The organism is Lysinibacillus sphaericus OT4b.31 (assembly GCF_000392615.1).
In the GTDB taxonomy this organism is placed as follows: domain Bacteria; phylum Bacillota; class Bacilli; order Bacillales_A; family Planococcaceae; genus Lysinibacillus; species Lysinibacillus sphaericus_B.
Genome location: NZ_KB933398.1, coordinates 2,476,457 through 2,500,188 on the forward strand (window position 1 = coordinate 2,476,457; position 23,732 = coordinate 2,500,188).

Here is a 23,732-nt window from a genome sequence, read left to right on the forward strand (position 1 = left end):
ACAAAGAGGAGAGATTATATGAGCAGCCTATATAGCGTTTTACACCCGAATTATAGAGGGACAAAAAAGTACAGTGTTTTGGTATCTACACAGATTTTAGTGGTATCCGATTTTACCGAATATAAAGGAAATAAATTATTAAATCGTAATGCGTATTTAAAATATGGAGATAAATTTAATAGGGTAATGGTGCAGCTAAGTGGAGAAAAAACATTAGTTGAGGTCAAAGAGGCTTCTTACACAGTGCGAAAAAAGAATTATTATAACACTGTAATTGATGTTCTGCTTGCATTTGACGTGTTTGCAAATAGCGCTGAAGAAGCTGTCAAAAAGATGAGAAGAACACTAGAAGGGGATATAGTAATCAACAACTTTATATTAATCGATGCGGATACATCAAGAATGGATTTTGATTGTGAAGTCTTATCATATCAGTTCGATGATAGTTATCTAATTAAAGAGATCACGATATATGATGAAATGCCTAAGAAATATGAGCAACTTGCGTCACTAAAAGTATTTGTGAAGGGTGATATACCTAAATTAATAGAGGGCATTATTCCAGAAGAAGTACCAGAATGCTTTGGAGAGTGGATTGTTCCGTATAAATCGGATGATTTATCAAATGATGATATTTACAAATTTGAGGGATTTAAACTGACTATCGAAGGTTTAAAAAAGATAGATTATAAATTACTCCCTATATCCTTTAACGTGATAGGAGAGGGGGTAGCAGAATTCTATTTTGCTTTTAATTTCAATGTATATGGTTATAGTCCTGATCATGTAAGCGACTTATTTGAACAAATTTTCAATCAAGAAAATATAAAAATAGATGATTTCATATTTATAGATGATGAAAATTTTATCACAACAAAACTAGAAGTCATTAAAATCTATGACACTATAGTTGAAGAGGTTGCACAAGAATATGGACGATAAACTAAGAGATGTCGAACAATGTTACTCAGGTTATTTGGAAATAGAAAACAAACAAGAGTTTGAGAAAGTCATAAGTGAGTTGTTATGTGATTTGGGGTCACTAGACGCTTATAACCTTCTCACATAACTGAAACTATGTTAGATAAAACGACCTTCTTCTAAGCCCTACCAAAAGCCAAAGAAGAAAAGTCGCAAGTAGTCGGAGGGGATTTATTCCCCTTCCCTATTGATAATAATATTATTTACTAATTTACGCAAATTTTGACTTCGACTAGCTACTTGCAAAAGTTACTATTATTTTTGGATGAGTTTAAGATCAGCTAATAAAAATTTGCATTTAGTGTTAGAGGGGATACTAAAAAAGTTTTAAGGCTCGACTGTCACTTCTCGAACTTTTACATTATAATATTAATAAATACATAGAAAATTAACGAAACGCAAATAAACACTTACAAACTAATTGTAAATGTGTTGATTTTGTTCTACCTATATTTAGAATGGTGGTAGATTAATATGTGTAAGGTTGCTATTTAGAAAATTATAACATGAAGGGAGAACGAGTGTAAATAGATTTCGGTAATATAATACACATTATTTTACCTATACATCCCTTTAAAAGGTAAAAGAAAGGAGAACGCAGATGCAAGAAACTAAGTACTATACGATTTTTAATAAAAATTTAGCTTGTGCATTGTCATACTTGACTGGTCAAAAATTTTATACGTTTGATTCGTTTGAGGATGCAAATAAAAAAGTGTACAGCTTTGAACGAACAGATAGATTAAACAAGGCGATGACACAAATTCAGCAATTGAAAAATTCAAACTAAAATAGGAGAGTACATTATATGAGCGAACAAGTAAATAACAATTATTTTGAAGAGATATTTAATAGTATAGAGATGTTACCAGAGCAACCAAGAAAGAAATATCGAATCGTAATACAAATACCCAACAGCGTCATCAAAAATAGGGATATCACTGTAAATGCATTTGCACTTTATATCTATTTAAAGCGCGAGTCCTTCAAGAAACGTGACAGTAAATTACAGCTAGATCACAAAAGGGTGCGTCACAAACTAGGAATGAAGGATAATCGACCATTATTAGCAGCGTTTCAGAATCTACATAGTCAAGGATTAATAGAAGAAGAGATTTTAAAGATGCCTATACATAGTCCACTAATCATTACACTATTAGAGGTTGCTACAGAGCCTTTTACGCAACTACCAATTGAGTTACTCGACAAGGTTAATATAATAAAGCCTTGCGGTCTAAGACTTTTATATTATTACGAATCCTTTATTAATCGTAAGCAGATATTGAGACTATTCGCTTTCCCTTGTTTTGAAACAATCAAGGATGACACTGGAATAAGTCATAACGCTATCATTAAATACAATAACCTATTGGTTAAAAATAAAATGTTAAAGATAGATAAGCACAAAGCTGAACAAGGTGAATACGGATTCGAGAAATGGAATAATCACTATTCCGTACTATGGGATAAGATAATTAGTTAGATAAATACATAATTTATATTTAATAGTCTACATATAATAATAGAAGAAGATAGAAGTAGTCGTACATAATTTAGTAGAAGAAGAGAGAAGAAGAAAATTTGAATCAGATGAGCAATGAACATTGCGCAGATGAAATACTGTATCTTAATTATCTTAATTATATTTACTTCTTGTTACACTCCTTTTTATGCAAGGTAAGGTAGTGAAAAAAGGAATCAGAGGTTGCAGAAAAAGGAATCAGAGGTAGTGAAAAAAGGAGTTAGGTAAAAGTGATAAAAAAATAAGGTGATTTTGATGTTATTTTGATATCAATTAAATCAATAAAAAAGGAAGAGGGAATTTAATAATATGGCGAAAAATAATAATCGAGGAATTTACATTCAATCAGTTGAAGCTTCTAAAATTTACAATCATGAATTCAGAGGGGCTCATTTAAAGAATGAGTATTTGGGAATGTTGCCATATTCATTAATGAGCATCAAATTGCAAAATTTAAAAGGATTTAAAGTGAAGGAAAATGAAAGTAAAACAAAGTACATAACTGATGATATTATCAATGTTTCATTCAATTACAATGCAGAAGCTAATGCAGATAATACAATTGAATATCTATCTAGTATTTACAATAGAAATTTATCTAAGTTAGATGAGGTGAAAACTGATAAAGCCAAAAATAATGCATTAAATAAACTAGAATCGTTACAAGAGTATATAGATAAGATAAAAGCTGATAAAGATAAAGATGTATGGAAGTTAAAACTAAAAATGAATTACGGAAATTATTGTATGAGGAAGGCTTTACAATTACTAATGATAAGGGTAAACCAATCAAATACTTACAGTTTCAACGTTCAAGTAGTAAAAGTCGTAAGGCTGAATGTTTATTCATAAAAGAGACGTTATACAATGAAATGATAAAGTGGTCTCGTATGCAATTATCATTTATTAAAGATGAAAAAGTAGACTTAATATCGTTACGTGCATATGAGAGCTTAGTTGGTTCTAGCATCATTAATACTTTGCAAATTAATCCGGAAAATATTTTAGTCATTAAAGATGTAAAGTCAACATTTAAACAGGATGTTAAACTGATTCAGGCAACTAAAGAAAAAGGAAAGGACAAATTAACTCTAAATAATAAAGAAAATTATGATATTACCAATGACATTTTTGATGGGGAGAGTCTTCTTGATAATAGTGTCTTTGCAGAACACGGGGTAGCCGATAAAGGTTTTGCGTTGTTACGACAACACTTCTTTAAATCAGCAGCGTTTAATACTAATATTCAAGATTTCCTTAAAGATAATACACCAGATGAAATTGAATATGATGATTGGGAAATTACAAATATGTTTGGTGAACCTATGTTTGCTAAAAATGTAGATATGATATGCACACCTAATAGTCTCAAATTCATGAAATTCGCATACAAAATGAATAAAAATACTGATTTTGAAAATCAAAAAGCAATGTGGGGATTCTGGAAAGCGATAGTTGGAAATGAGAATAATGTTTTTGGGGTATGTAAGCATGAATCAGCTTCACATGCAGGTGTAGATGAAAATGGTTTCATGGTACAGCGGATGAGTTATCAGATGTTAAATGCAAGTGGTGCTAGTTATGGTGATATTAAGCAATTATCACAATTTGAGTTAAATTACATAGAAAAATTAAAAAATGATGTCATGACATTTATCCAGCATCTAGAAATGACAAAAAGTGAGCAAAATGTAAATCAATTATACATTGACTTATATAATCGAAATCAAAACATAGTGTATACAAAGTTTTTTAAAGATTTTAGATCGTCAATAGTAAATCGCTACATCAATAAATTAAAACGTGGAAATATTAGAGTGCGCGCTGATAATTTAGTGTTGTGTAGTAATCCGATAGAGATGTTATACGCTGCCATTGGTAAGTTGACTAAAATAGAGCCTATTACATTATCTTGCAATCAAGTGTATACGACACAATTTGAATTTAGCGAAGAAATAGTACTTCATCGCAATCCAACAACTAGCCCGTCTAATATGCTTTTAGCGAAAAATACATACAATGAAAAAATTAAGAAATACATAAATGTAACGAAAAATATTTTAGTGGTAAATAGTATTAAGCATGATATAATGACACGTTTATCAGGCTGTGATTACGATAGCGACTTTGTACATACAAGTAATGATAAAACACTATTTAAACTAGCTACATACGCAAAAGAAAACTACACTCTTTGTGTGGATGATGTCGAAGAGGACAGTAAAACAACATACTCATTAAATGACGATGACATGGCACTAGCTGATGACAATATAGGAGTTAGTGGTAAATTGATCGGTGAGATCGTTAATCTTGGTCAGTTATGTATGAGCGTACATTATCATTTGGTGAATAATAACAAGTACGATGACGCAAAAGATGTAATGCACTTAGTTGATTTAGTAACTTGTATATCAACTCTTGTAATTGATATGGCTAAAAAGTCATTTGTAGTCAATATCAAAGGTGAAATTGCATCTATTAGAGGTAAAATTAAAAAATATGTCAGAACTAATAATAAAACAACTACATGGATATGCAAAGAGAAGGATCATACAGTAAAGCCGTTATTTTTTGAAATGGTTGAGAGCAAGAAGGATAAAGTCGTCTATGAGCAATATAAATGTCCTATGGATTTTTTACAGTCAATCTTGAAAGAAGAATCTAAAAGGGCAACCGAAACAAAGACTATTGAATTGACTGATTTACTTAATACATATGATAAAGATAAAGCTAATCGAAATCAGCTTGATGAATTGATTAAGATTGGCAATGAGTTAAATACATATTTCAAAAAAATACATACCAAGTCATTACCTAAAGAAAAGAAAACGAATGCAATAAATGACTTTATGCGAAAAATGAAAACTAAAATAATTAAATTGAAAATGAAGGAAGATACAGTGTACGCCTTATTGCTTAATATTTTTGATGAAAAATCAAGAGTTAAACTAGATACAAAACATACTAGATTGTTAAAATTAATTGCGGAAACACATACTGACACATTTGTAAATGTTTTTTGTGAAAATTTTAACGGAAGTAGTATTGAAAATAGCTTGAAAACCGCATGAATACTAGGTTTGTGGGCTGTTAAATAGTTTATCTATATGGAAGAGATAACACATTTCTTTCATTCCTCTTTAATAAATTCCTCCTTTTTAGGACTGTTACTTGACTACGACTAGGTGGTAACAGTCCGACCTTTTTTATAAAGGTGATAGAGGGATATTTTTTAAACTTAATTTTTAAACGAAAATGAATAAAATTATCCATAATAAATATAACCCGTGAAAATATAAATAGCAATGTAATAAATTAAGAGAAAAGTGGTGAAAAGGTAGAAATGACGTTTGAAGAAAAATGTGAACTATATAAAACGATGCGCCTTAAAAAAATCAAGGCAAAAGAACTTGCGAAAATTTGTGAGTGCAGTAGTAGCTGGATCAGCCAAGTTTTTAGCAAGGAAGAAGTGCAACTTAGTCAAGATATGCAGGATAAAGTAATTAGTTATATCAATAGCAAGTAAATGCAAGACAGAGATAAATAGTTGTAGTGAGATACGCAGCAAAAAGGAAAAGGTGGAAATTATATTGGATAATATTTATGAGGAGTTAGTAGCAGGATTAGATTTAGATGAGTTAAAGGAATTAAAAGGTTTTAATGGACGTTATTTAATTGATATTAAAAACGGACGTGTATTGGATACTAAGTTAGATGAATACAAGAAAAACACAGTTAACGACAAGGGGTACATTTACCATCGTTTAGCAAATGTAGATGGAGAGGATGAAGTTATTTCTTTACATCGGATTGTAATGCGTGCTGCTTTAGAAGTCGACCATGACATTTGGCGTAAGCTTAATTTAGTAGTTGATCATCGTAATAACTTGTCATATGATTGTAGATTTGAGAATCTTCAACTTTTAACACAAAGCGAAAATTTAAAGAAACGTAGAGCGTTAAAAAATAGGAAGAGATTTACTCAAGAAGAAATTGCTAAATTAAATGCAGAATTTGAGCAGTTGGAAGAAAAGCACGGAGAACTACATTCTATTTATAAGAGATTAAGTAAAAAGTATAAATGTTCAGTTATCACTATACAGAATCGATATTTAGCATATAAAAAAGAAAATTAATACATAATAGCAAACTGATTTCAGACGAATCTAGCAATACAGTTATACATAAAAGTAAAGCTCGATTCGTCTCACAGAGGTACATACATAAATTTACAAATTAAAAATTACAAAGAGGAAAAGGGGAAATTATTATTATGACAAAAATTATTGAATTATTAAATGAAAATGGACAAGTATTTGCAACGAGTAAACAAGTGGCTGAGGATTTTGGGAAGCAACATGGTCATGTCCTACGTGATATAGAGAATCTGAAAAAAGATGTATCCAATTTTGGAGAGATGTTTACTGAGACTAAAATACTTGATAAATACAATCGTGAGCAACCTGCATACAATCTAAATAAAGATGGATTCACATTATTAGCATTCGGATTTAATGGTAAAAAGGCTATGCAGTTTAAACTTGATTATATTAATGCATTCAACAATATGGAAGCACAATTGAAAGAGTTAGATACTGTAAAAGCTACTTCTCCAGTATTCGATCTAGAATACTATGATGTTAAATTTAAAACAACTCAACGAGTTAAGAAATATTTTAAAGATGAAGCAGAAGATTTAACTGTTGCATATGATAACTTTGTAAAGTGGTCACGCAAACGATTAAATGTTAAGCAGCGCATCCGACAACTGGAGCATATCTTAGTTGCTGTAGATTTAAAATGTAAAGAAAATGGAAGTATTAATAATTCAAATTACTATCGTATACGAGAAGATGTTATTGCATTGCGTGAGCGTATTTTACGTGATATAGATGAAATTAATAATCGGTCATACGGTCAAAAAGTATCACAGGCTAAAAAAGCAATCTAATACATAATGGTAACAATATTTTATACATAACATTGAGGGATACACTAATGTGTGTCTCTCACTTTTCTAATATACAAATTATTCCTGAAATACCCTATAATATTTATTGGGAGGGATAAAGATTGAGAGATAAACTAAAGAAACACCTAAATAAAGATATGTCTTTTTACGCTAAGTTTAAAAATTATGGGATAAGAAATATCCAAATGGAAACTAAAAAAAGAAATTTAAAAGTTTCGAAAGTTGAAAGAGTGTTGCTGCATGACTTATACGATATCGATGGTGATTTTATGTGTGATCATATATGGGTAAGTAACTCTTCTCTATTTAAAGATCAAAATGTAAAAGACGGTGATATCGTACAATTTAAAGCGATTGTTGATAGTTATATAAAGGGGTATCTTGGAAAAAAAGATGATAAAAATACTGTCATAAAATTAGATTACGGTCTTAATCATGTAAGGGAAGTTAAAATCTATCAAGGTAACTTAAATATTGATTAAATATAAAGGAAATTATCGTCAATCAAATACATACCCTAAAGGCTGTGAAATTGCAATACATACATCAAAAAATCAAGACCTTCGAGTTTCCTCCTAGTTTTTAATTAGGGGGTTTTTATTATGTCTGGTACATGGTGAACCAGAACTAGAAAAAACGATAGTTCAATACGAACCAGCGACTTTTACTTTGAAAACTGCATCAAACAGCTAAAGCACTTAGTGATGAGAGGGCCGAGTTTGGTGTGGTTTTGAGAGCAAAAAGTTATTACAAATATTTCATCTCCTGGTTTATGATTGGGTAGATAGGAGGTGAAAATATGTATAGTATCCAAAACTTTAAAAAAATGGCTGAATTACAAGAGGAATTTAATAGATTAAAGGAACAAAACGATAATATCTATCACTCAACTATTCTTCCAACCATAAAAACTGAAGTTTCTAATTTATTTAATGCTTTAAAAGACTTTTTTGCATCGAATGAGTTGGAAATAGCTGATATATCTAATAATAAATATCAAGCTATACACATTAATTCAATAATCGAAGTGGAAAAAGTCGGTCAAGAGATTAAGTTGAAAATTGATTCGGAGGAAATAGATGTAATAAGACCATACATTAGTCCAGTTAAATACAGTGCTCCTCAAGAGATTGTAAAACCAGATAAATTAGAACGCAGCATTAATGGGTTACAAGAGCGTCTATTAGCAGAAAAAGGTGTAGCAAAAAGTTATAGTGATCTAAGAATAAAGTTCATAAATAAAAATAATGCTCTTTTTCAAGATAAAGAAGAAGTAATCAAAAGACTTTTTGGTAATTAACTTTAAGGCACATTTTTGTGCCTTTTTTTATTTTACAAAGCAACTAGCATAATGGGGTAATTACGAAACAAACAAATGACGGTGGAGGTGGTGGTTATGAGATATGGCTAGACCGAGAAATCCGAAGCGTGATGAAGCGTTTCAAATGTGGCTTGAAAGCAAAGGGCAAATGCTCTTGAAGGATATTGCCGAGCAATTAGAGTTATCAGATTCACAAATTCGTAAGTGGAAGAACCAAGATAAATGGGATGACCATTTGATAGGTAACGTTACTAAATCCAATGGTAACGTTACTAAACGAAGTCGAGGAGCTCCAACTGGCAATAACAACGCTAAGGGCCATGGTGCACCTAAGCAAAATCAGAACGCAACTACTCATGGTTTTTTCGCTAAGTTCTTACCCGTAGAAACACTCGAAATCATGGAAGCGATGAACGAGTGTTCTCCAGCCGATTTAATCTGGGATCAAATACAGATACAGTATGCTGCTATCATTCGTGCTCAACGTATAATGCATGTTACTGATAAAGGTGAAATGATTAAGGAGCTTAAGAAAGCAAAATACGAATACTATCCACGTTCTAAAGAAGATGGCGGAGGGGTGGAACAAGCTACAACTGAAGAAGAATACAACTTCCAATTCCCATGGGAACGACAAGCGCAACTACTCACTGCTCAATCGAGAGCAATTGGGGAGTTGCGTTCTTCTATTCGCCAGTTTGTTGAGATGGCAGACCAGGATGATGAACGCAGGCTGAAACTTGAGCAGTTGCAGTTGAACATTGATAAGACCAAGGCGGAGATTGAAAACATTAAAGGTGAAGATGAAACTTCAGAGCCAATTGAAATAAAAATCGTTAGAAAAACATCGAGATAATTTTATGCATGAAATGTTGGGAAATAAGAAAAAGAGACACTTGAAAATGCTGTTAAATCAACGATGTATAAAATCTTGCATAATGGATAAAAAGAGACAGTTTGAGAACTTTGAAGTAACAACGTTTGGGAAAATATTAACTTCCTAAAACTATTATTATGTAAACAAGAAGTGAATGTTTAATACAGTAAAATGTATGGATGTGTTGGAATAATGAAGATAGAAAAAGAAGTAAATCCACACTTTGAAGATTTTCTTTTTGACTGGAATCAAAAGTTTCAATTTCTGGTTGGTGGTTATGGTTCGAGTAAGTCGTATCATGTAGCGCTAAAACTCATATTAAAGGCTATAACGGAAAAACGGAAGATTCTTGTGATGCGTGAGGTCTACGAAACACATAAAGACAGTACAGTTTCTCTCTTTAGAGACATACTGGAAAGTCTAGATATGCTAGATGATACTGGACGTAAGAAAGTCGCTAAAGGAAAGGCAAGAGTGAAAGAAAGCCCTTATGAAATCCTTTTTAGCAATGGTTCAAAGATCATTTTCAAAGGTATGGATAAACCAGCGAAGTTGAAGTCGATTCATGATATATCAATTATTTGGGTGGAAGAATGTTCAGAAGTTAAATACGAGGGCTTTAAAGAGCTTATGCTTCGTTTACGACATCGTACATTGTCATTGCATATGATTCTTTCTACTAATCCAATCGGTAAGGATAATTGGACTTTTAAACATTTCTTCAACGATGAATTAGAAGAGTATCATGTATTAGATGATAAAGACCTGTATGAGCAAAAGACAATGGTTGTTGGTGACACATATTATCATCATTCTACTGCAGACGATAATCTTTTCTTACCACAAGAATACATTGATGAACTAGATGGAATGAAAGTATACGATCCTGACTTGCATCGAATTGCAAGATTAGGGCATTTTGGTGTAAATGGATTAAAAGTATTGCCTCAATTTGAGACCTTAGAGCATGAACAAGTTCTCGAAGCTATAAAGAACATCGCTGATCCAGTAAAACGTGTGGGCATGGACTTTGGTTTCGAGGATTCTTACAATGCGGTACTACGTATGGTTGTTGACCACGATAATAAGTGGCTCTATATTTATTGGGAATACTACCGTAATAAAATGACTGATGACGAAACGGCAGAAGCATTGAAAGAGTTCAAGGAAACGCGTGAAAGAATTTATGCTGATTCAGCAGAGCCTAAAACAATTGCTTATTTTAAGAAGCAAGGTTTTTACATCAAAGGTGCAAAAAAGTTCCAAGGTTCACGATTGGCTTACACAAAAAAGATGAAACGATTTAAGAAAATCATTTGTTCAAAAGAATGTAAAAACACAATACGAGAATGGCAGCATCTAACATATAAAAAAGACCGTAGTGGTGCTATCATCTATGATGATTTTAATATTGATCCTCATACATTTTCAGCAGCTTGGTACGGATTAGATGGATACGAAGTTACCAATGTAAAAGGTGGCATGAGCGTATTGATGTAAGGGAGGTAAAATATGTTTCAAACAACACATACAGATGAATTAATTGCATTTATTGAAGCAAATAAACCAGCACCAACAGCTGTTATTAAAGAAATATATAATGCTTTTGATACATCAAAAATGATTGAAGGTATTCGCTATTATAACGGCGAGAGTGCTATTACTATACGTAAGATTTACAAGTACGAGAATGGCGTTAAAATAGCTGATGATGATGCAAGAAATGAAAAGATAGTGTCTGGATTCCATAAAATCCTTGTTGACCAAAAGACTGCATATCTTGTAGGTGAACCGATGTCATTTGGAAGTAAATCGGACAATCAGATACAATTAGAATTTCTTGAAGAAATTATCGGTGAAAAATGGGAAGATACAATTCCAGAACTAATAAAAAATGCGAGCAATAAAGGAAAGGAATGGCTTCATCCGTTTGTAAATGAAACAGGTGATTTTTCTTACATGATCATTCCGGCTGAAAACTTCATACCAATTTATGATAAAAAGACACATGCGCTCGCTGCAGGTGTTTATTTTTATGCCATTGATTCAACTACAATGAAAATGGAAGTATGGACAGATGAAGATGTGACCTATTTTGAAATGATTGAAGGAGAGGTTTACATTGATGCAAGCGAGGAAGTAAATCCTGCACCGCATTTCACCAATGCAGAGGGTAACGAGTGGAGGAAGTGGGGCAAAGTACCGTTTATCAAATTTGCGAACAATCAAGAAGAATTAGGTGACCTACATTATTACAAGTCCATCATTGATACCTACGACGAATTATTAAGTGATGCGCAGAATACTTTGCTGGATATGCAGTCAGTTATTTATGCGTTGATAGGATATGAAGGAGAGAGCCTGAAAGAGTTCACTGAAAACATGAAGCGTTATAAAGCTGTAAATCTTGATGAGAATGGTGATATGAAAATTGTTCGTGCTGAAGTACCAGTAGATGCCTACAAGAACCAACAAGCATTGCTGAAAGAAAATATTTATGCGTTTGGACAAGGGGTTAATCCTAGCCCTGACGTTATTGGAGATGCGCCTAGTGGTGTAGCATTAGAAAATTTATATTCGCTATTGGACATGAAAGCATCTATTCTCGAACGAAAATTCACACTCGCTTTACGTGATTTTATGTGGTTTATCAGCGAGTATTGTGACCAGGCCAAAAAAGGTGATTTTGATTATCGTGATGTTACATTTAACTTCAATAAGATGCTACTAACAAATGAGGCTGAGATTGTACAGATGGCTAGAGACAGCAACGGTATCATTTCTACGACAACGATTCTTGAGAATCATCCATGGGTGAGAAACGTGGCGCAGGAACAAATCCGATTGGATCAAGACGCTAAATTGTACGGCAGGGATTTAGAGCCATTAGATGATAAGTAAGACAAAGAATAGTCTACTTCCCATACGTTAAACGAATTTAATAAATAGACAAGTAAATAGACAGATTCAAAGACGCAAAACGTTATATCGTGAGCGTTATTATTTTGTCTTTAAAACGGTGGTTTTATAGATAGGAGGCGAGGCAAAGTGAACCAACAAGAAATCAATAAGATCCTTGATGGAATGATGATGAACACTGAAAAGGATATTGAAGTTGTCTTCGCTAAACGCCTTAAATCAATACTCGCTCAAACGTTAGAAATGCACAAAAAGTTTGGTAAGAATGGTCAAGCTACATGGACAGATGTTAACAAGTACAATCGATTCAATCAGGAAATGAAATTGATTGCACAACAGCTAAATACTGATTACAAAGCAGTTATTAAGCTGATACGTGAATCAGAAGAACGACTTTACATCGAGAGATACTTAATGATGGCCTATCTGCTTGAACAGTCCACTGGTGAGGAAATGGGCTTTAAGATTCCGTCAGTTGAAACCATTCAAGCTGCACTCGATAATCCAGTTGAGTTTCTGACGTTACCAAAAGTATTTGAGGCCCACAGGAACGATATTATCAGGCGTTTGAATATCGAGATAGCACAGAGTTTACAAGCTGGTGAAAGCTATACGGACATGGCTATTAGGATTGAGAACGCTATGGGATGGACAAAAAATAAGGCAATCTTAGTGGCACGAACAGAAGGTGGTCGAGTTAGATCGCAGGTTGACCTAGCCATCGAAGAACAGGCAAGCAAAACAGCGAGGTTAACAAAAGTGTGGATGTCCTCACTTGATACCAGGGTTCGCAAGTCTCATAGAAAGCTAGACGGCCAGAAAGCTGATAAAGACGGTTATTATCACTATGGGAAGTGGAAATCGAAAGCTCCGAGGCTTTGGGGTGTTGCATCGATGGATATTCAGTGTCGCTGTCATACGATTTACATGGTTAATGGCAAGTTACCAGAGTACCGCAGAGGAAGAGACTACATGGACGATACGTACCAAAAGAAATTGGCTGCTCTAATTGATGCCTATATGGAGGACCTAGGGTTGACGTACAAACAAGCATTTAACAAAGCATACAAAGAGGTAAAGCCTCCTAATGTTACGATGCTTTATGTAAGTTATTACGAGTGGAAAAAGAAATTTAGCGGAGAGGGTTGATAGCTTATGGCGAATAACAAAGGCACAGTAGAAATTTCTATCATATATAAAAATGGTGTTCGGGATAGCTTTAGTATCCCAGCCAATGAAGCTCATGCACAAAAATTAGTGGGTATTGGAGCAGAAATAGGTGGACACGAAGGCGAGTCAAGCTTTATTGCACTGACAAATAAAGATACGGATGAGTGCCTTTTTGTTAATTTGGGCGAGGTACGTTCTGTTCACTTGAAAACTGTAGTCACTGAATAAGTGGCTTTTTATTATGCTTAAAAGCCGTCTTTTTGCTTTGCAGACGTTAAAGATTCAAAGCCAAAACCTATCGTGCGTACTACGATAATGCGAAATAGGAGGATTAACACATGAAAAAAGAAGATTTAATTGCATTAGGTTTAACGGAGGAACAAGCACAACAGGTTTTAGATGGTTTTGGCACTATGGTTCCTAAGAGTCGTTTGGATGACAAAATCACCGAGGTAAATGATTACAAACAACAAATTGCTGATCGTGATACACAACTTGAAAAACTAAAGAAAGTTGATGCTAAAGGGATGCAAGACGAAATCGATCGTTTACAACAAGAAAACCAACAAACTAAAGCCGATTTTGAAAGCCAACTTTCTCAAAAGGATTACGACTTTGCATTAACGGAAGCGCTACGCACTGCAAAAGCTAAGAATCCGATTGCTGTGAAAGCTTTGTTAAACGTTGAAGCTATCAAGTTAGTAAATGGCCAATTAGTTGGGCTTGATGAACAGATTACAGCACTGAAAGCTTCGGACGATTACTTATTTGTTGCTGATGGTCTGAAAGGCAAAACACATCCAAATCCAGAAGGTGGGGGTAAACCGGATAAAAACCCATTCAGTAAAGACAATTGGAATCTTACAGAGCAAGGTCGTTTACTTCGAGAAGAGCCGGAGAAAGCAAAACAATTACAAGCCTCAGCAGGGCAGTAGGAGGAATTAATTTATGACAACACGTATTGCAGATGTTATCGTACCAGAGGTTTTTAACCCGTACACGGTACAACATACAAACGAATTATCAGCGCTATACCAATCAGGCATTGTGGCACCAGTAGCAGAATTGAAGAACAGTTTAGGTAAAGGGAATCGCTACTTCAATATGCCGTTTTGGAATGATTTAGGTGGTGATGATGAATCACTAGAAGATACGTCAGGATGGGCATTAACGCCAGACAAGATTACTTCAAATCAAGATATGGCAACACAATTGTTTCGTGGTAAAGCATGGTCCGCAACTGACCTGTCACGTACATTATCGGGTGACGATCCAATGAAAGCTATTGGTGATTTAGTAGCTGGCTACTGGAATCGTCGTATGCAAGCAGCGTTAATTTCGACGTTAAAAGGTTCATTCACTACTATTACTGATACTCATGTTAATGATATTTCAGGTGGTACAGGTGATGCAGCGAAGATTTCAGGTCCATCTATTGTTGATACGATGTCCAAATTAGGGGATGCACACGAAGTTTTAACAGGTTTAGTAATGCATAGTGTTCCTTACTTCAACCTTGTAAAACAAGGGTTATTAGAAGATGTACGTGATGCAAATGGTAATGTTCTCTATAAAGCTTACTTAGGTAAGCGAATCATCATTGATGATGGCGTACCGACAGAAACAAGTGATGGTGTAACAAAATACACTACTTATTTATTTGGTGCTGGTGCTATTGGGTATGCAGAAGGTTCGCCAGAAGTACCAACAGAAACAGATCGCGACAAATTAGCTGGTGAAGATATTCTTATCAACCGTAAGCATTTTGTATTACACCCTCGTGGTATTAAGTTTACGAATGCTACCGTTGCTAAGACAGCCCCTACAAACGCTGAATTAGAGTTAGCAGCTAACTGGGGTAAAGTTTACGAAGATAAAGATATTCGTATGGTTGCTTTAATTACATTGGGTTAATCAGAGAGGGGAATCCCCTCTTATTTTTATTTAAAAGGGGTGATGGTATGAGTGCTACAGCTTATCAAAGACGTAGACGCGAGCTTGCAAAAGCAAAACAGTTAGAAGAAGAAAAGGCAAAGGCTCAAACAAAACGAGCACCTAAGAGGGTGAAAGACGATGTGGAACCCGACAAGTGATGAAATCAATGGAATCATTGTACTAAACGGTGATAAACCTACGGCAAAACTTGTAGACCATTACACAGCACTAGCACCTGTTTTATACGACGTTGGATGTTCATGGACCAATAACGCGTTTGACATGTCAGAGGGGTCAGACAGGCAAAAACAAAGTGCAATGAAGCTATTTATCGCAAAGGCATGTCAGTACTTTGAATTAAAAATAGGGCTTGTAAGTCGGTCGATGGGTTCAGTCGCTTATTCTTTTTCAGATGAGATACCATCTACAGTTTATAAACCACTAAAGCCTTATCGGAAATTGAGGTGGTAGTATGTACGAAGAATTCCCGCATGAAGTTGAAGTAGTCAAGAAAAAACGCATTTCTGTTGGTGCAGGAGATCATAAAACAGATTGGTTTCCTGTTGATACTATTGAAGCGTTTGTAGACACGCCAACAAGTAAAGAGCAGTATTACGCACAGCAGTTAGGTAATCCATTACAACGCTACATGTACTACCCATATCGAACCGACTTAACATCAAGTATGCGATTGCGCTACGAAGGTGAAATATACGCCTTTGCAGGCAGGTCTGAAGATCAAGGCGGTCAACACGAAATCATGCGTATGGCATTAAAGTTGGTAACTGGATAATGGCTAGGATTACTTACTCAGGTCGCCAACTGATGAGGGCAGCACAAAGGTTTGAAGAGGGTTTACTAGATAAAATATCAGACATCGTTTATGAAACAGCTCGACTTATCCAGACGCAAGCAAAGGCTCTTGCCCCTGTTGATGATGGGAGTTTAAGAGACTCTATCGAAATGCAAATGCTTGGTAAGTACAATGCAGTTGTTTCAGTTGGGGTTCATTACGCAATTTACGTTGAACATGGGACTGGCATTTACGCAGAGAATGGAAATGGTAGAAGGACACCTTGGACGTACTACAGCGCAAAGCTAGGTCGCTATGTAACAACTGATGGTATGAGAGCTCAACCATTTTGGGGGCCTGCTGTAGATGCTGGTCAGGATTATTTTAAATCAGAAATGAGGCGATTAGGCTTATGACAGATTATTATGCCCTGCCTTTCTTTGAACTACAGAAAGTCATTTATCAAAAGTTAACTGCTTGTGAAATACTAACCAACATCACACGTAAGGATGATGAAGATCTTGGTGTATATGATGCAGTAGATGAAAATACACCTTATCCATACGTGACAATCTCAGAGCCTTATTCATCACCTTTTGACACTAAGACAAGTAATATTGAAACACTAACTTTTACGATACATGCATGGTGGAAAGATAATGATGATTACAGTGGTAAACGTAAAACATATGAAATGTTATCAGCTTGTCAGCAGGCTCTAATGGCTCGAAATTACATGATTCAAAATGCTACGGTATTAAGTGTCACAAGACGTGAATCACGCGTTATAGACGATAATAGCCCTGGTGTAAAGCATGGCATTTTAGTTGTGCAATATAAAATACAAAACATTTAAACCGTTTCCCCATATAGGGAGGCGGTTTTTATACTGGAGGGAATACACAAATGCAGAATGGTAAAGACACAGTTTTGCTTGTACAGCTTGCTACAAATGCATTAGGTGAAGATGGTTATTTAATTGGCCATTTAACAGAAAACAGTCACTCTATGGAGAATGAACTAGTTGATGAACAGACGAAATTTGGTCGTATAGTAGCCTATGGTTTATCAAGTGAATCATTTGAAGTAACCATGTTTGGTGACAAAACAGATCCAGGTCAAAAATCAATTTTGGATGCAATTCGAAAAAAAGTGCAGTTAAAAGTTTGGGAAGTTGATTTAAACACAGTGAAAAATGAGGCAGGCGAGGATGTGCATGATGCAATCTTTGCTTACACGTTAGTCGAATCTGTAGAGAAATCGAATCCAGGAGATAACTTCCAAGAAATTTCGGGAACATTACAAGTCATTGGTGAATCTAAAGAAGGTCAATTGCCTAAATTACCTGACTCAGTGATTGAGTTTGCAACATACGGCTTCGAAGCACCAGGAGAAAAAACAGGTGAATTCGGTAAAGGCCAAGATGATTCTGTGCCTGTAACGGGTGTTACAGCAACACCAGCTACTACATCAATCGCTGTTAGTGCAACAAAACAGTTAAGCGTCATTGTCGCTCCTGACAATGCTTCAAATCAAAATGTGACCTTTGCTTCAAGTGATGTTGCAGTGGCTAAAGTATCGCCAACGGGACTTGTGACAGGCTTAGCGGCAGGGACAGCTACAATCACTGTAACTTCACTAAGTGGGGCTAAAACAGCAACAGTTGCCGTAACAGTTACAGTTTAATCTAGAGGGCGCTAATATAGCGCTCTTTTCTTTTTAATTAAATTACTAGGAGGGCTATATAACATGGCTACATTATCAATTGGTAAGGTTCAACAAGATGCGAAATTTGGTTTTGCGTTTAAAAATTTGGCAGATAAAAACTACAACTCAACAGACAAAGAAGGCAATGAAGTGGGTGGTTTTAATGGCATTTATACAAGTCTTTTGCAGTACGATTTAGATGCACTAAAAGCATTTTGGGACTGTGGTTTAGCACATCTGAAAAAACGTCCATCTATGGCGGAAATCGAGGCAGGATTAGAGGCGCGAATTGAAGAAGATGGGGACACTGAAAAGCTGTTTAAAGAAGCATTCCGTGAAATTAACGATTCGGGTTTTTTCAAAAAAGATGCGAAGACATTCTGGAAGAACTTGAACATGTTCATAGAAATGGGCAAAACAGACGAAGAGAAGGCAGAGAACGCGAAGGGCGCTCAGATGATGCTAGAAGCGAAAGCCGAGCTATTGGACGAGGAAATCGAGTCGACGGATTAGAATGGCTAGAAGTCATTTCCAACGCCGCTGAGTACCTCAAGGTGCATGATGTGAGTTTAATTATGTCATGGACACCAAACGAGTATAAAGCACTCTTACAAGGCGCACAGTTGGGCATGGTTAGTGATTATGAAAATTTAGCAATTCAAGCAATGTACATCCGTAAAGCTGATAATGAGAAACGTCTGAAATTGACGGATTTATTTGACGCGGATAAGGCACGTAAACGGATTCTAGAAGGTGATAAGGACTGGAAGGAATCTAAAAAGATGGATACAACACTTTACAAAAAGGCGCAGGCAGATATGAAAGCTTGGGCTTCTAATTTGAGACAGTAAAGAGGTGAAATAGATGAACGGGAATTTTTCGGCACGTATTGGTGCTCGTATAACTGAGTTTATGGCACGTATGCGCCAGGTACAGAACACTATACGTACAACTGCAAATGATGTACGTGTTGATATTGGGGCTGATGTCAGTGAATTCAACCGTCGCATGGCTATGATTCGTGCACGAATTGCCGCGCTTGTTCGTGAACGGGTCGTTATTAAGATTGAAGCGAGAATAAAAGAGTTTCAGAATAGTATTAATCGTATTGCTACAAACATTAGAGCTTTTGGTGAGTTAGCACAACACACGATACAAGGTGCTCTGATTGCGTTACTTCCAGCAGTAGTTCCTCTAATTTCTAATATCGGTGTAGCTATTGCAAATTTAGGACCTATGATTGGTACAGTTGCAGGTTCTACATTTGCATTAGTTGGAGCATTTGCGGCAGCAGGTGCAGCAGCAGTGGCATTTGGTGCTGTTGCAATTCCTACTATCAAAGATCTATTTACTGAAACAGGCCCCCCATTCACAGCATTACAAAAGAAAGCTTGGAACTCTTTTGAAAGTGTAAAGAAAACATATCAATCTCTTGTAAAAGAGACTGAAAAGCCAGTCTTGGAAGCATTTACAAGTGCTATGCAAGCAACAAATACCATACTCAATAAATTACGTCCTTTATTCCTATCTAGTGCACAAGCAGTAGCCAATCTAATGAAGCAACTTAATACAGCAATAGGTACGCCGCCTGTACAGAAGTTTTTAGAATATCTAAACACTACCGGGGCCCCAATGCTAGAGACATTTGGACGATCATTTGGAAACGTATTTAAAGGTTTAGGCTCAATGCTTGTCGCATTTGCACCATTAAGTGCAAGTACAGCAAAAGGTTTCGAAGAAATGACCGCGCGTTTTGCGGAATGGGCGAATGGGTTAAGTGGTAGTGCGAAATTCCAAGCATTCATGGATTATGTGAGTACGAACATGCCGAAAGTTAGGGCTATTTTCCGTGATGCAATAGCAGGGGTCGTTTATTTCTTTAGTGCGTTTGCAAGTTCTTCATCAGGCATGATGGACGGGCTAGTAGATATGATGGCCCGATTCAAGGAGTGGTCAGCTTCTCTAAGCCAAAACCAAGGATTTCAACAATTTTTAAGCTATGTAAGTCAGTCGGCTCCGAGCGTTATGAAGCTAATAGGTAATTTAGTTACGTTTCTTGTTAACTTAGGTATTGGTATGGCTCCTTTAGGAGCAGCTATTGTTAACATTGCAAATAAATTTTTAGAGTTTACGAATAACATGATGGAGAACCATAGAATCATTGGTATTCTAATTGCTGCCTTTATCTCATTTGGTGGTATCATGCTTGCTGTGTTGCCGAACATTATCGCTTTTAGCAAGCTATTCAAAGGATTGGGTCCTTCGATTATAGGTGGAATTGGTAAGGCCTTTAAATTTATTAAGCCTCTGTTTACTAATTTTAGTGTTACAGTTGGGCGCATTGCTACAACTATTTTACCAAAGCTCGGCGCGGCTCTAGGCTTTATTATAAGTCCTGTGGGATTAATAATAGCAGCTATTGTGAGCTTAATTGCTATATTCGTAGGTCTTTATAAAACAAATGAAACTTTCCGTAATCAAGTTCAAATTGTTTGGGAAGCTATCAAAACAGGTATTTCTGTCGCTGTAACAGCAGTTAAAGACTTGATTATGTCAGTCTGGACACAGATAACAACTTTCTGGAATGAAAATCAAGAGAACATTAAGTCAACTGCATCAACTATCTGGAATGTCATTGGAACAGTCGTTACAACAGTGATGTCAGCAATCGGGGCAATCATGCAGTTTGTGTGGCCAGTTGTAAAAGCCTTAATTGTATCCACATGGAATGCAATTAAGAATGTTATTCAAGGTGCTATAGATGTAATTCTAGGGATAATCAAAACGTTCTCATCTTTATTCCAAGGTGACTGGCAAGGTGTATGGGATGGCATTAAACAAATCTTAAGTGGTGCGTTACAACTTGTCTGGGGTGTAGTTAACCTTTACTTTGTTGGAAAGTTACTTGGTCCATTAAAATCATTTGGTAGTTCGGCTAAATCAATACTACAAAGTGTTTGGACAGCCATTAAAGGTATCTTCACTAACACACTAAATGCGATAAAAACTCTTGTGACGAATATTTTTAATGGAATAAAATCAACGATTCAAAGCGTTTCAAATACTATAAAGTCCACAATTTCTAGTGTCTGGAATGGTATCAAATCTGTTATTACGACTGTCTTAAATGCTATCAAGTCAGTTGTCACAACTATTTGGAATGGTATCAAAAGTGTTATAACTTCGGTCCTTAACAAAATTAGAAGTACTGTTTCAACGGTTTGGAATGGTATCAAAAGTGTGATATCTAGCGTGTTAAATGGCATTAAAAGCGTCGTTACTTCTATTTGGAATGCGATTAAATCAGTTATATCATCTGTTTTAAATGGTATTAAAACTATTGTTTCTAACATGTGGAATGGCATTAAAACAACTGTAGAAACAGCTATGAATGGTGTTAAAACAGCGATTGAAACAGGTTGGAATGCTGCTAAATCATTCTTGCAAAATATCAATCTTTTACAGATTGGTAAAGACATCATAAATGGTTTAATCAAGGGTATTACAGACTCATTCGGTGCTGTTGCCTCTGCTCTAAGCTCATTAACAGATAAAATTCCGTCTTGGGTAAAATCAGCTTTGGGTATTCATTCACCATCAAGGGTCATGATTGCTATTGCAAAATGGATCCCGATTGGTGTTGCTAAAGGGATTGAAAGTACGACCAATGTTGTGAAAAATGCTGTTAATGCAATGACTAAAAAAGCTATTCCTGATTTTAGTAAGAATGTTTCTGTCACAAAAGAAATGATGCAGCAGACGCAAAAAGTAGTAAGTAATTCGCTAAAAGAGTCTAATAGTGAAGTATTAGCAATCCAAAAAGATTACGATGCGAAACGTGCAGAGCTTACAAAAAAATCAGATGCTCAGATTAAAGAAATTAAAGCTAAAGCTGCTGATAAAGGTAAGAAGCTTACTGCAGCACAACAACGACAAATCACAAAGATACAAGCAGATGAGAAAGCTAATCGTGAGAAAATAGCAAAAGATGAAGCGAAAGCAATCGAGAAGATTAAATCTAAATCGCAAAAAGAAACGTTTGATGCACTGAAAGACTTCGCAGATAAACAGATTGGTTTAGAAAAGTGGACGACTAAACAACAAGCTGAGTACTGGCAATATGCTGCTACAGCGTTCAAAGAAGGTACAGACGAACGTATTGAAGCGCAAATCAACTACAACAAAGCAATGTCTGATTTGACTAAAGAAAAATTCGATAAAGAGAAAGATTATATTGATCGCAAAAAGAAATATAATCAAATGTCTCTCACTCAAGAGCTTGCAGCTTATAACAAATACATGAAACAATATAAGGTTGGCAGTGAAGAGCGTATTTTCTATGAGGACAAGATTGCTGAAACTAAACAGGCTATTCATGAAAAGTTAACGTCACTTAATGATGAATACATCTCTAAAATGAAAGAGACTCAACAGAAGGAAATTGACGGAATCAAAGAGCTAGAAAAAGCTTATGAAGAGGCTGTTAATAACCGAGCTAGTAGTATTTATTCCTTTAAGAATCTGTTTGATGAAATTGGTGAAAAAGCACAAGTCACTAGCCAGCAAATGATTAAGAACTTACAAGATCAAGTTTCTGTCATGAGTAGTTGGGCGAGTGATATTCATGCACTTGCAGGTAAAGGTATCGAAAAAGGGTTACTCGCTGAATTACAAGCTATGGGACCAAACGCTTATGCTGAAATCGAAGCATTGAATAATATGACTGCCTCTGAACTTGGTCAATTTAATGATCTTTGGAAGACGAAAACAGCTCTTGCACGTAGTCAAGCTGAAGCTGAATTAGTTGGTTTGAGAGAGGATACAAACAAACAGGTTGAAGCTCTTAAAAATGACACGAAGACACAACTAGAGTCTTATAAAAATGAATGGCTTAAACAAATCAAAGCGATTAAAACAGGTACGACAGGCGAATTCAACGCAATGACAGCCTCTATGAAACAGATTGGCGAAAATGTTATACAAGGTCTTCGTAACGGTATGAAATCTGAAATACCTGCAATGTTGTCAGAAGTAAAAGCTATGGCAGCCGAAATAGAAAAAACCACACGAAAAGCATTGGGTGTTAAATCACCATCTCGTGTCATGATGGCTGTAGGTAAATGGATTCCACCAGGTCTTGCTAAAGGTATCGATAGTAGCGCAAAAGTAGTCGCAAAAGCTACAAACGCAATGGCTGCTAGTGCAATACCTGATATAAGTTCCAACCTAGCTGCTACAAAAGCAGAATTAAAATTAGCAGCATCTGATTTAACAAAAATGGCTAGAGCAGACTTGAGCGTCTTAACAGACGGATTGTCAGTAAGAAGTGCATTAAGTAGTGCGCATAATACGAACATTTCAAGTGAATCTGTGCTGGATTCATCTTTGTTCGATACTGTCATTCAGCTACTACAAGTAATCGCAGATAAGGACTTGTCACTTGATCTAGATGGTCGTGCCATAACGAATTATGTAGATGAGTATTCAGCTAAAAAAGCAGACTTGAAACGCTCTATGAAAGGAAGGTGATTG

26 protein-coding genes are annotated in these 23,732 nt (G+C 35.5%); all 26 read left to right on the top strand.

The window, feature by feature from the left end; all coding sequences use genetic code 11:
• The first annotated feature begins 18 nt into the window (after positions 1 to 18).
• Positions 19 to 942, top strand: coding sequence for a hypothetical protein (locus H131_RS11345; protein WP_010859278.1), 924 nt, complete (start codon positions 19 to 21; stop codon positions 940 to 942).
• 640 nt (positions 943 to 1,582) lie between these two features.
• Positions 1,583 to 1,771: a DUF5659 domain-containing protein gene (locus H131_RS11350; protein WP_010859279.1), complete on the top strand. Its 189-nt coding sequence runs from the start codon at positions 1,583 to 1,585 to the stop codon at positions 1,769 to 1,771.
• A gap of 18 nt (positions 1,772 to 1,789) precedes the next feature.
• A complete protein-coding gene (locus H131_RS11355; protein WP_010859280.1) occupies positions 1,790 to 2,464 on the top strand; it encodes a hypothetical protein in 675 nt (224 codons plus the stop codon).
• A 348-nt stretch (positions 2,465 to 2,812) separates the two neighbouring features.
• Complete coding sequence (locus tag H131_RS11360; protein ID WP_036130153.1) at positions 2,813 to 3,355, top strand: hypothetical protein; 543 nt, start codon at positions 2,813 to 2,815, stop codon at positions 3,353 to 3,355.
• Positions 3,356 to 3,393: 38 nt separating this feature from the next.
• Positions 3,394 to 5,577: a hypothetical protein gene (locus H131_RS11365; RefSeq protein ID WP_036130155.1), complete on the top strand. Its 2,184-nt coding sequence runs from the start codon at positions 3,394 to 3,396 to the stop codon at positions 5,575 to 5,577.
• 272 nt (positions 5,578 to 5,849) lie between these two features.
• The gene (locus tag H131_RS11370; RefSeq protein WP_010859281.1) at positions 5,850 to 6,032 is read left to right on the top strand and encodes a hypothetical protein; all 183 of its coding nucleotides are present in this window, start codon (positions 5,850 to 5,852) and stop codon (positions 6,030 to 6,032) included.
• A 64-nt stretch (positions 6,033 to 6,096) separates the two neighbouring features.
• Entirely contained in the window at positions 6,097 to 6,642 is a 546-nt protein-coding gene (locus H131_RS11375; protein WP_010859282.1) for an HNH endonuclease, read from the top strand.
• A 137-nt stretch (positions 6,643 to 6,779) separates the two neighbouring features.
• Positions 6,780 to 7,457 carry a Rha family transcriptional regulator gene (locus tag H131_RS23130; protein ID WP_010859283.1) on the top strand — a complete coding sequence of 226 codons (678 nt, stop codon included), beginning with the start codon at positions 6,780 to 6,782 and terminating at the stop codon, positions 7,455 to 7,457.
• A 122-nt stretch (positions 7,458 to 7,579) separates the two neighbouring features.
• On the top strand, positions 7,580 to 7,960 hold the full coding sequence (locus tag H131_RS11385) for a hypothetical protein (RefSeq protein WP_010859284.1): 381 nt from the start codon (positions 7,580 to 7,582) through the stop codon (positions 7,958 to 7,960).
• Between the two features lie 317 nt (positions 7,961 to 8,277).
• Positions 8,278 to 8,778, top strand: a complete 501-nt coding sequence (locus tag H131_RS11390; protein ID WP_010859285.1) for a hypothetical protein — start codon at positions 8,278 to 8,280, stop codon at positions 8,776 to 8,778.
• A 103-nt stretch (positions 8,779 to 8,881) separates the two neighbouring features.
• Positions 8,882 to 9,655 (top strand): phage terminase small subunit, encoded by a 774-nt coding sequence (gene terS / locus H131_RS11395; protein WP_010859286.1) that lies wholly within the window; start codon positions 8,882 to 8,884, stop codon positions 9,653 to 9,655.
• A gap of 213 nt (positions 9,656 to 9,868) precedes the next feature.
• A complete protein-coding gene (locus H131_RS11400; RefSeq protein WP_010859287.1) occupies positions 9,869 to 11,176 on the top strand; it encodes a PBSX family phage terminase large subunit in 1,308 nt (435 codons plus the stop codon).
• Between the two features lie 12 nt (positions 11,177 to 11,188).
• Complete coding sequence (locus tag H131_RS11405; RefSeq protein WP_010859288.1) at positions 11,189 to 12,577, top strand: phage portal protein; 1,389 nt, start codon at positions 11,189 to 11,191, stop codon at positions 12,575 to 12,577.
• A 147-nt stretch (positions 12,578 to 12,724) separates the two neighbouring features.
• Complete coding sequence (locus H131_RS11410) at positions 12,725 to 13,744, top strand: phage head morphogenesis protein (protein WP_010859289.1); 1,020 nt, start codon at positions 12,725 to 12,727, stop codon at positions 13,742 to 13,744.
• A gap of 6 nt (positions 13,745 to 13,750) precedes the next feature.
• Positions 13,751 to 13,993 carry a hypothetical protein gene (locus tag H131_RS11415; protein WP_010859290.1) on the top strand — a complete coding sequence of 81 codons (243 nt, stop codon included), beginning with the start codon at positions 13,751 to 13,753 and terminating at the stop codon, positions 13,991 to 13,993.
• Between the two features lie 110 nt (positions 13,994 to 14,103).
• Positions 14,104 to 14,700, top strand: a complete 597-nt coding sequence (locus tag H131_RS11420; RefSeq protein ID WP_010859291.1) for a phage scaffolding protein — start codon at positions 14,104 to 14,106, stop codon at positions 14,698 to 14,700.
• Positions 14,701 to 14,713: 13 nt separating this feature from the next.
• Positions 14,714 to 15,679 carry a major capsid protein gene (locus tag H131_RS11425; protein WP_010859292.1) on the top strand — a complete coding sequence of 322 codons (966 nt, stop codon included), beginning with the start codon at positions 14,714 to 14,716 and terminating at the stop codon, positions 15,677 to 15,679.
• A 47-nt stretch (positions 15,680 to 15,726) separates the two neighbouring features.
• Positions 15,727 to 15,858 (top strand): hypothetical protein, encoded by a 132-nt coding sequence (locus H131_RS25865; RefSeq protein WP_268891032.1) that lies wholly within the window; start codon positions 15,727 to 15,729, stop codon positions 15,856 to 15,858.
• Entirely contained in the window at positions 15,839 to 16,171 is a 333-nt protein-coding gene (locus H131_RS23135) for a head-tail connector protein (protein WP_010859293.1), read from the top strand. The genes H131_RS25865 and H131_RS23135 overlap by 20 nt, the downstream gene beginning before the upstream one ends.
• A 1-nt stretch (position 16,172) precedes the next feature.
• Complete coding sequence (locus H131_RS11435) at positions 16,173 to 16,493, top strand: phage head closure protein (RefSeq protein ID WP_010859294.1); 321 nt, start codon at positions 16,173 to 16,175, stop codon at positions 16,491 to 16,493.
• The gene (locus tag H131_RS11440; RefSeq protein WP_010859295.1) at positions 16,493 to 16,909 is read left to right on the top strand and encodes an HK97-gp10 family putative phage morphogenesis protein; all 417 of its coding nucleotides are present in this window, start codon (positions 16,493 to 16,495) and stop codon (positions 16,907 to 16,909) included. The genes H131_RS11435 and H131_RS11440 overlap by 1 nt, the downstream gene beginning before the upstream one ends.
• Entirely contained in the window at positions 16,906 to 17,349 is a 444-nt protein-coding gene (locus H131_RS11445; protein WP_010859296.1) for a DUF3168 domain-containing protein, read from the top strand. Before H131_RS11440 ends, H131_RS11445 begins: the two co-directional genes overlap by 4 nt.
• Before the next feature lie 50 nt (positions 17,350 to 17,399).
• Complete coding sequence (locus tag H131_RS25365) at positions 17,400 to 18,179, top strand: phage major tail protein, TP901-1 family (RefSeq protein ID WP_010859297.1); 780 nt, start codon at positions 17,400 to 17,402, stop codon at positions 18,177 to 18,179.
• 63 nt (positions 18,180 to 18,242) lie between these two features.
• Complete coding sequence (locus H131_RS11460; RefSeq protein ID WP_010859298.1) at positions 18,243 to 18,713, top strand: tail assembly chaperone; 471 nt, start codon at positions 18,243 to 18,245, stop codon at positions 18,711 to 18,713.
• Positions 18,714 to 18,763: 50 nt separating this feature from the next.
• A complete protein-coding gene (locus H131_RS11465) occupies positions 18,764 to 19,051 on the top strand; it encodes a hypothetical protein (RefSeq protein ID WP_196228885.1) in 288 nt (95 codons plus the stop codon).
• 13 nt (positions 19,052 to 19,064) lie between these two features.
• A complete protein-coding gene (locus H131_RS11470) occupies positions 19,065 to 23,729 on the top strand; it encodes a phage SPP1 structural protein (protein ID WP_010859300.1) in 4,665 nt (1,554 codons plus the stop codon).
• Positions 23,730 to 23,732 lie beyond the last annotated feature (3 nt).

What these genes read in the sequence shown, in the direction of transcription:
- H131_RS11440 (WP_010859295.1), top strand. Translation starts at nt 16,493, where the DNA reads ATGGCTAGGATTACTTACTCAGGTCGCCAACTGATGAGGGCAGCACAA.
- H131_RS25365 (WP_010859297.1), top strand. Translation starts at nt 17,400, where the DNA reads ATGCAGAATGGTAAAGACACAGTTTTGCTTGTACAGCTTGCTACAAAT.
- H131_RS11360 (WP_036130153.1), top strand. Translation starts at nt 2,813, where the DNA reads ATGGCGAAAAATAATAATCGAGGAATTTACATTCAATCAGTTGAAGCT.
- H131_RS11350 (WP_010859279.1), top strand. Translation starts at nt 1,583, where the DNA reads ATGCAAGAAACTAAGTACTATACGATTTTTAATAAAAATTTAGCTTGT.
- H131_RS11365 (WP_036130155.1), top strand. Translation starts at nt 3,394, where the DNA reads ATGCAATTATCATTTATTAAAGATGAAAAAGTAGACTTAATATCGTTA.
- H131_RS25865 (WP_268891032.1), top strand. Translation starts at nt 15,727, where the DNA reads ATGAGTGCTACAGCTTATCAAAGACGTAGACGCGAGCTTGCAAAAGCA.
- H131_RS11460 (WP_010859298.1), top strand. Translation starts at nt 18,243, where the DNA reads ATGGCTACATTATCAATTGGTAAGGTTCAACAAGATGCGAAATTTGGT.
- H131_RS23130 (WP_010859283.1), top strand. Translation starts at nt 6,780, where the DNA reads ATGACAAAAATTATTGAATTATTAAATGAAAATGGACAAGTATTTGCA.
- H131_RS11400 (WP_010859287.1), top strand. Translation starts at nt 9,869, where the DNA reads ATGAAGATAGAAAAAGAAGTAAATCCACACTTTGAAGATTTTCTTTTT.
- terS (WP_010859286.1), top strand. Translation starts at nt 8,882, where the DNA reads ATGGCTAGACCGAGAAATCCGAAGCGTGATGAAGCGTTTCAAATGTGG.
- H131_RS11370 (WP_010859281.1), top strand. Translation starts at nt 5,850, where the DNA reads ATGACGTTTGAAGAAAAATGTGAACTATATAAAACGATGCGCCTTAAA.
- H131_RS11390 (WP_010859285.1), top strand. Translation starts at nt 8,278, where the DNA reads ATGTATAGTATCCAAAACTTTAAAAAAATGGCTGAATTACAAGAGGAA.
- H131_RS11355 (WP_010859280.1), top strand. Translation starts at nt 1,790, where the DNA reads ATGAGCGAACAAGTAAATAACAATTATTTTGAAGAGATATTTAATAGT.
- H131_RS11445 (WP_010859296.1), top strand. Translation starts at nt 16,906, where the DNA reads ATGACAGATTATTATGCCCTGCCTTTCTTTGAACTACAGAAAGTCATT.
- H131_RS11425 (WP_010859292.1), top strand. Translation starts at nt 14,714, where the DNA reads ATGACAACACGTATTGCAGATGTTATCGTACCAGAGGTTTTTAACCCG.
- H131_RS11435 (WP_010859294.1), top strand. Translation starts at nt 16,173, where the DNA reads ATGTACGAAGAATTCCCGCATGAAGTTGAAGTAGTCAAGAAAAAACGC.
- H131_RS11420 (WP_010859291.1), top strand. Translation starts at nt 14,104, where the DNA reads ATGAAAAAAGAAGATTTAATTGCATTAGGTTTAACGGAGGAACAAGCA.
- H131_RS11405 (WP_010859288.1), top strand. Translation starts at nt 11,189, where the DNA reads ATGTTTCAAACAACACATACAGATGAATTAATTGCATTTATTGAAGCA.
- H131_RS11415 (WP_010859290.1), top strand. Translation starts at nt 13,751, where the DNA reads ATGGCGAATAACAAAGGCACAGTAGAAATTTCTATCATATATAAAAAT.
- H131_RS11470 (WP_010859300.1), top strand. Translation starts at nt 19,065, where the DNA reads ATGAACGGGAATTTTTCGGCACGTATTGGTGCTCGTATAACTGAGTTT.
- H131_RS11345 (WP_010859278.1), top strand. Translation starts at nt 19, where the DNA reads ATGAGCAGCCTATATAGCGTTTTACACCCGAATTATAGAGGGACAAAA.
- H131_RS23135 (WP_010859293.1), top strand. Translation starts at nt 15,839, where the DNA reads ATGTGGAACCCGACAAGTGATGAAATCAATGGAATCATTGTACTAAAC.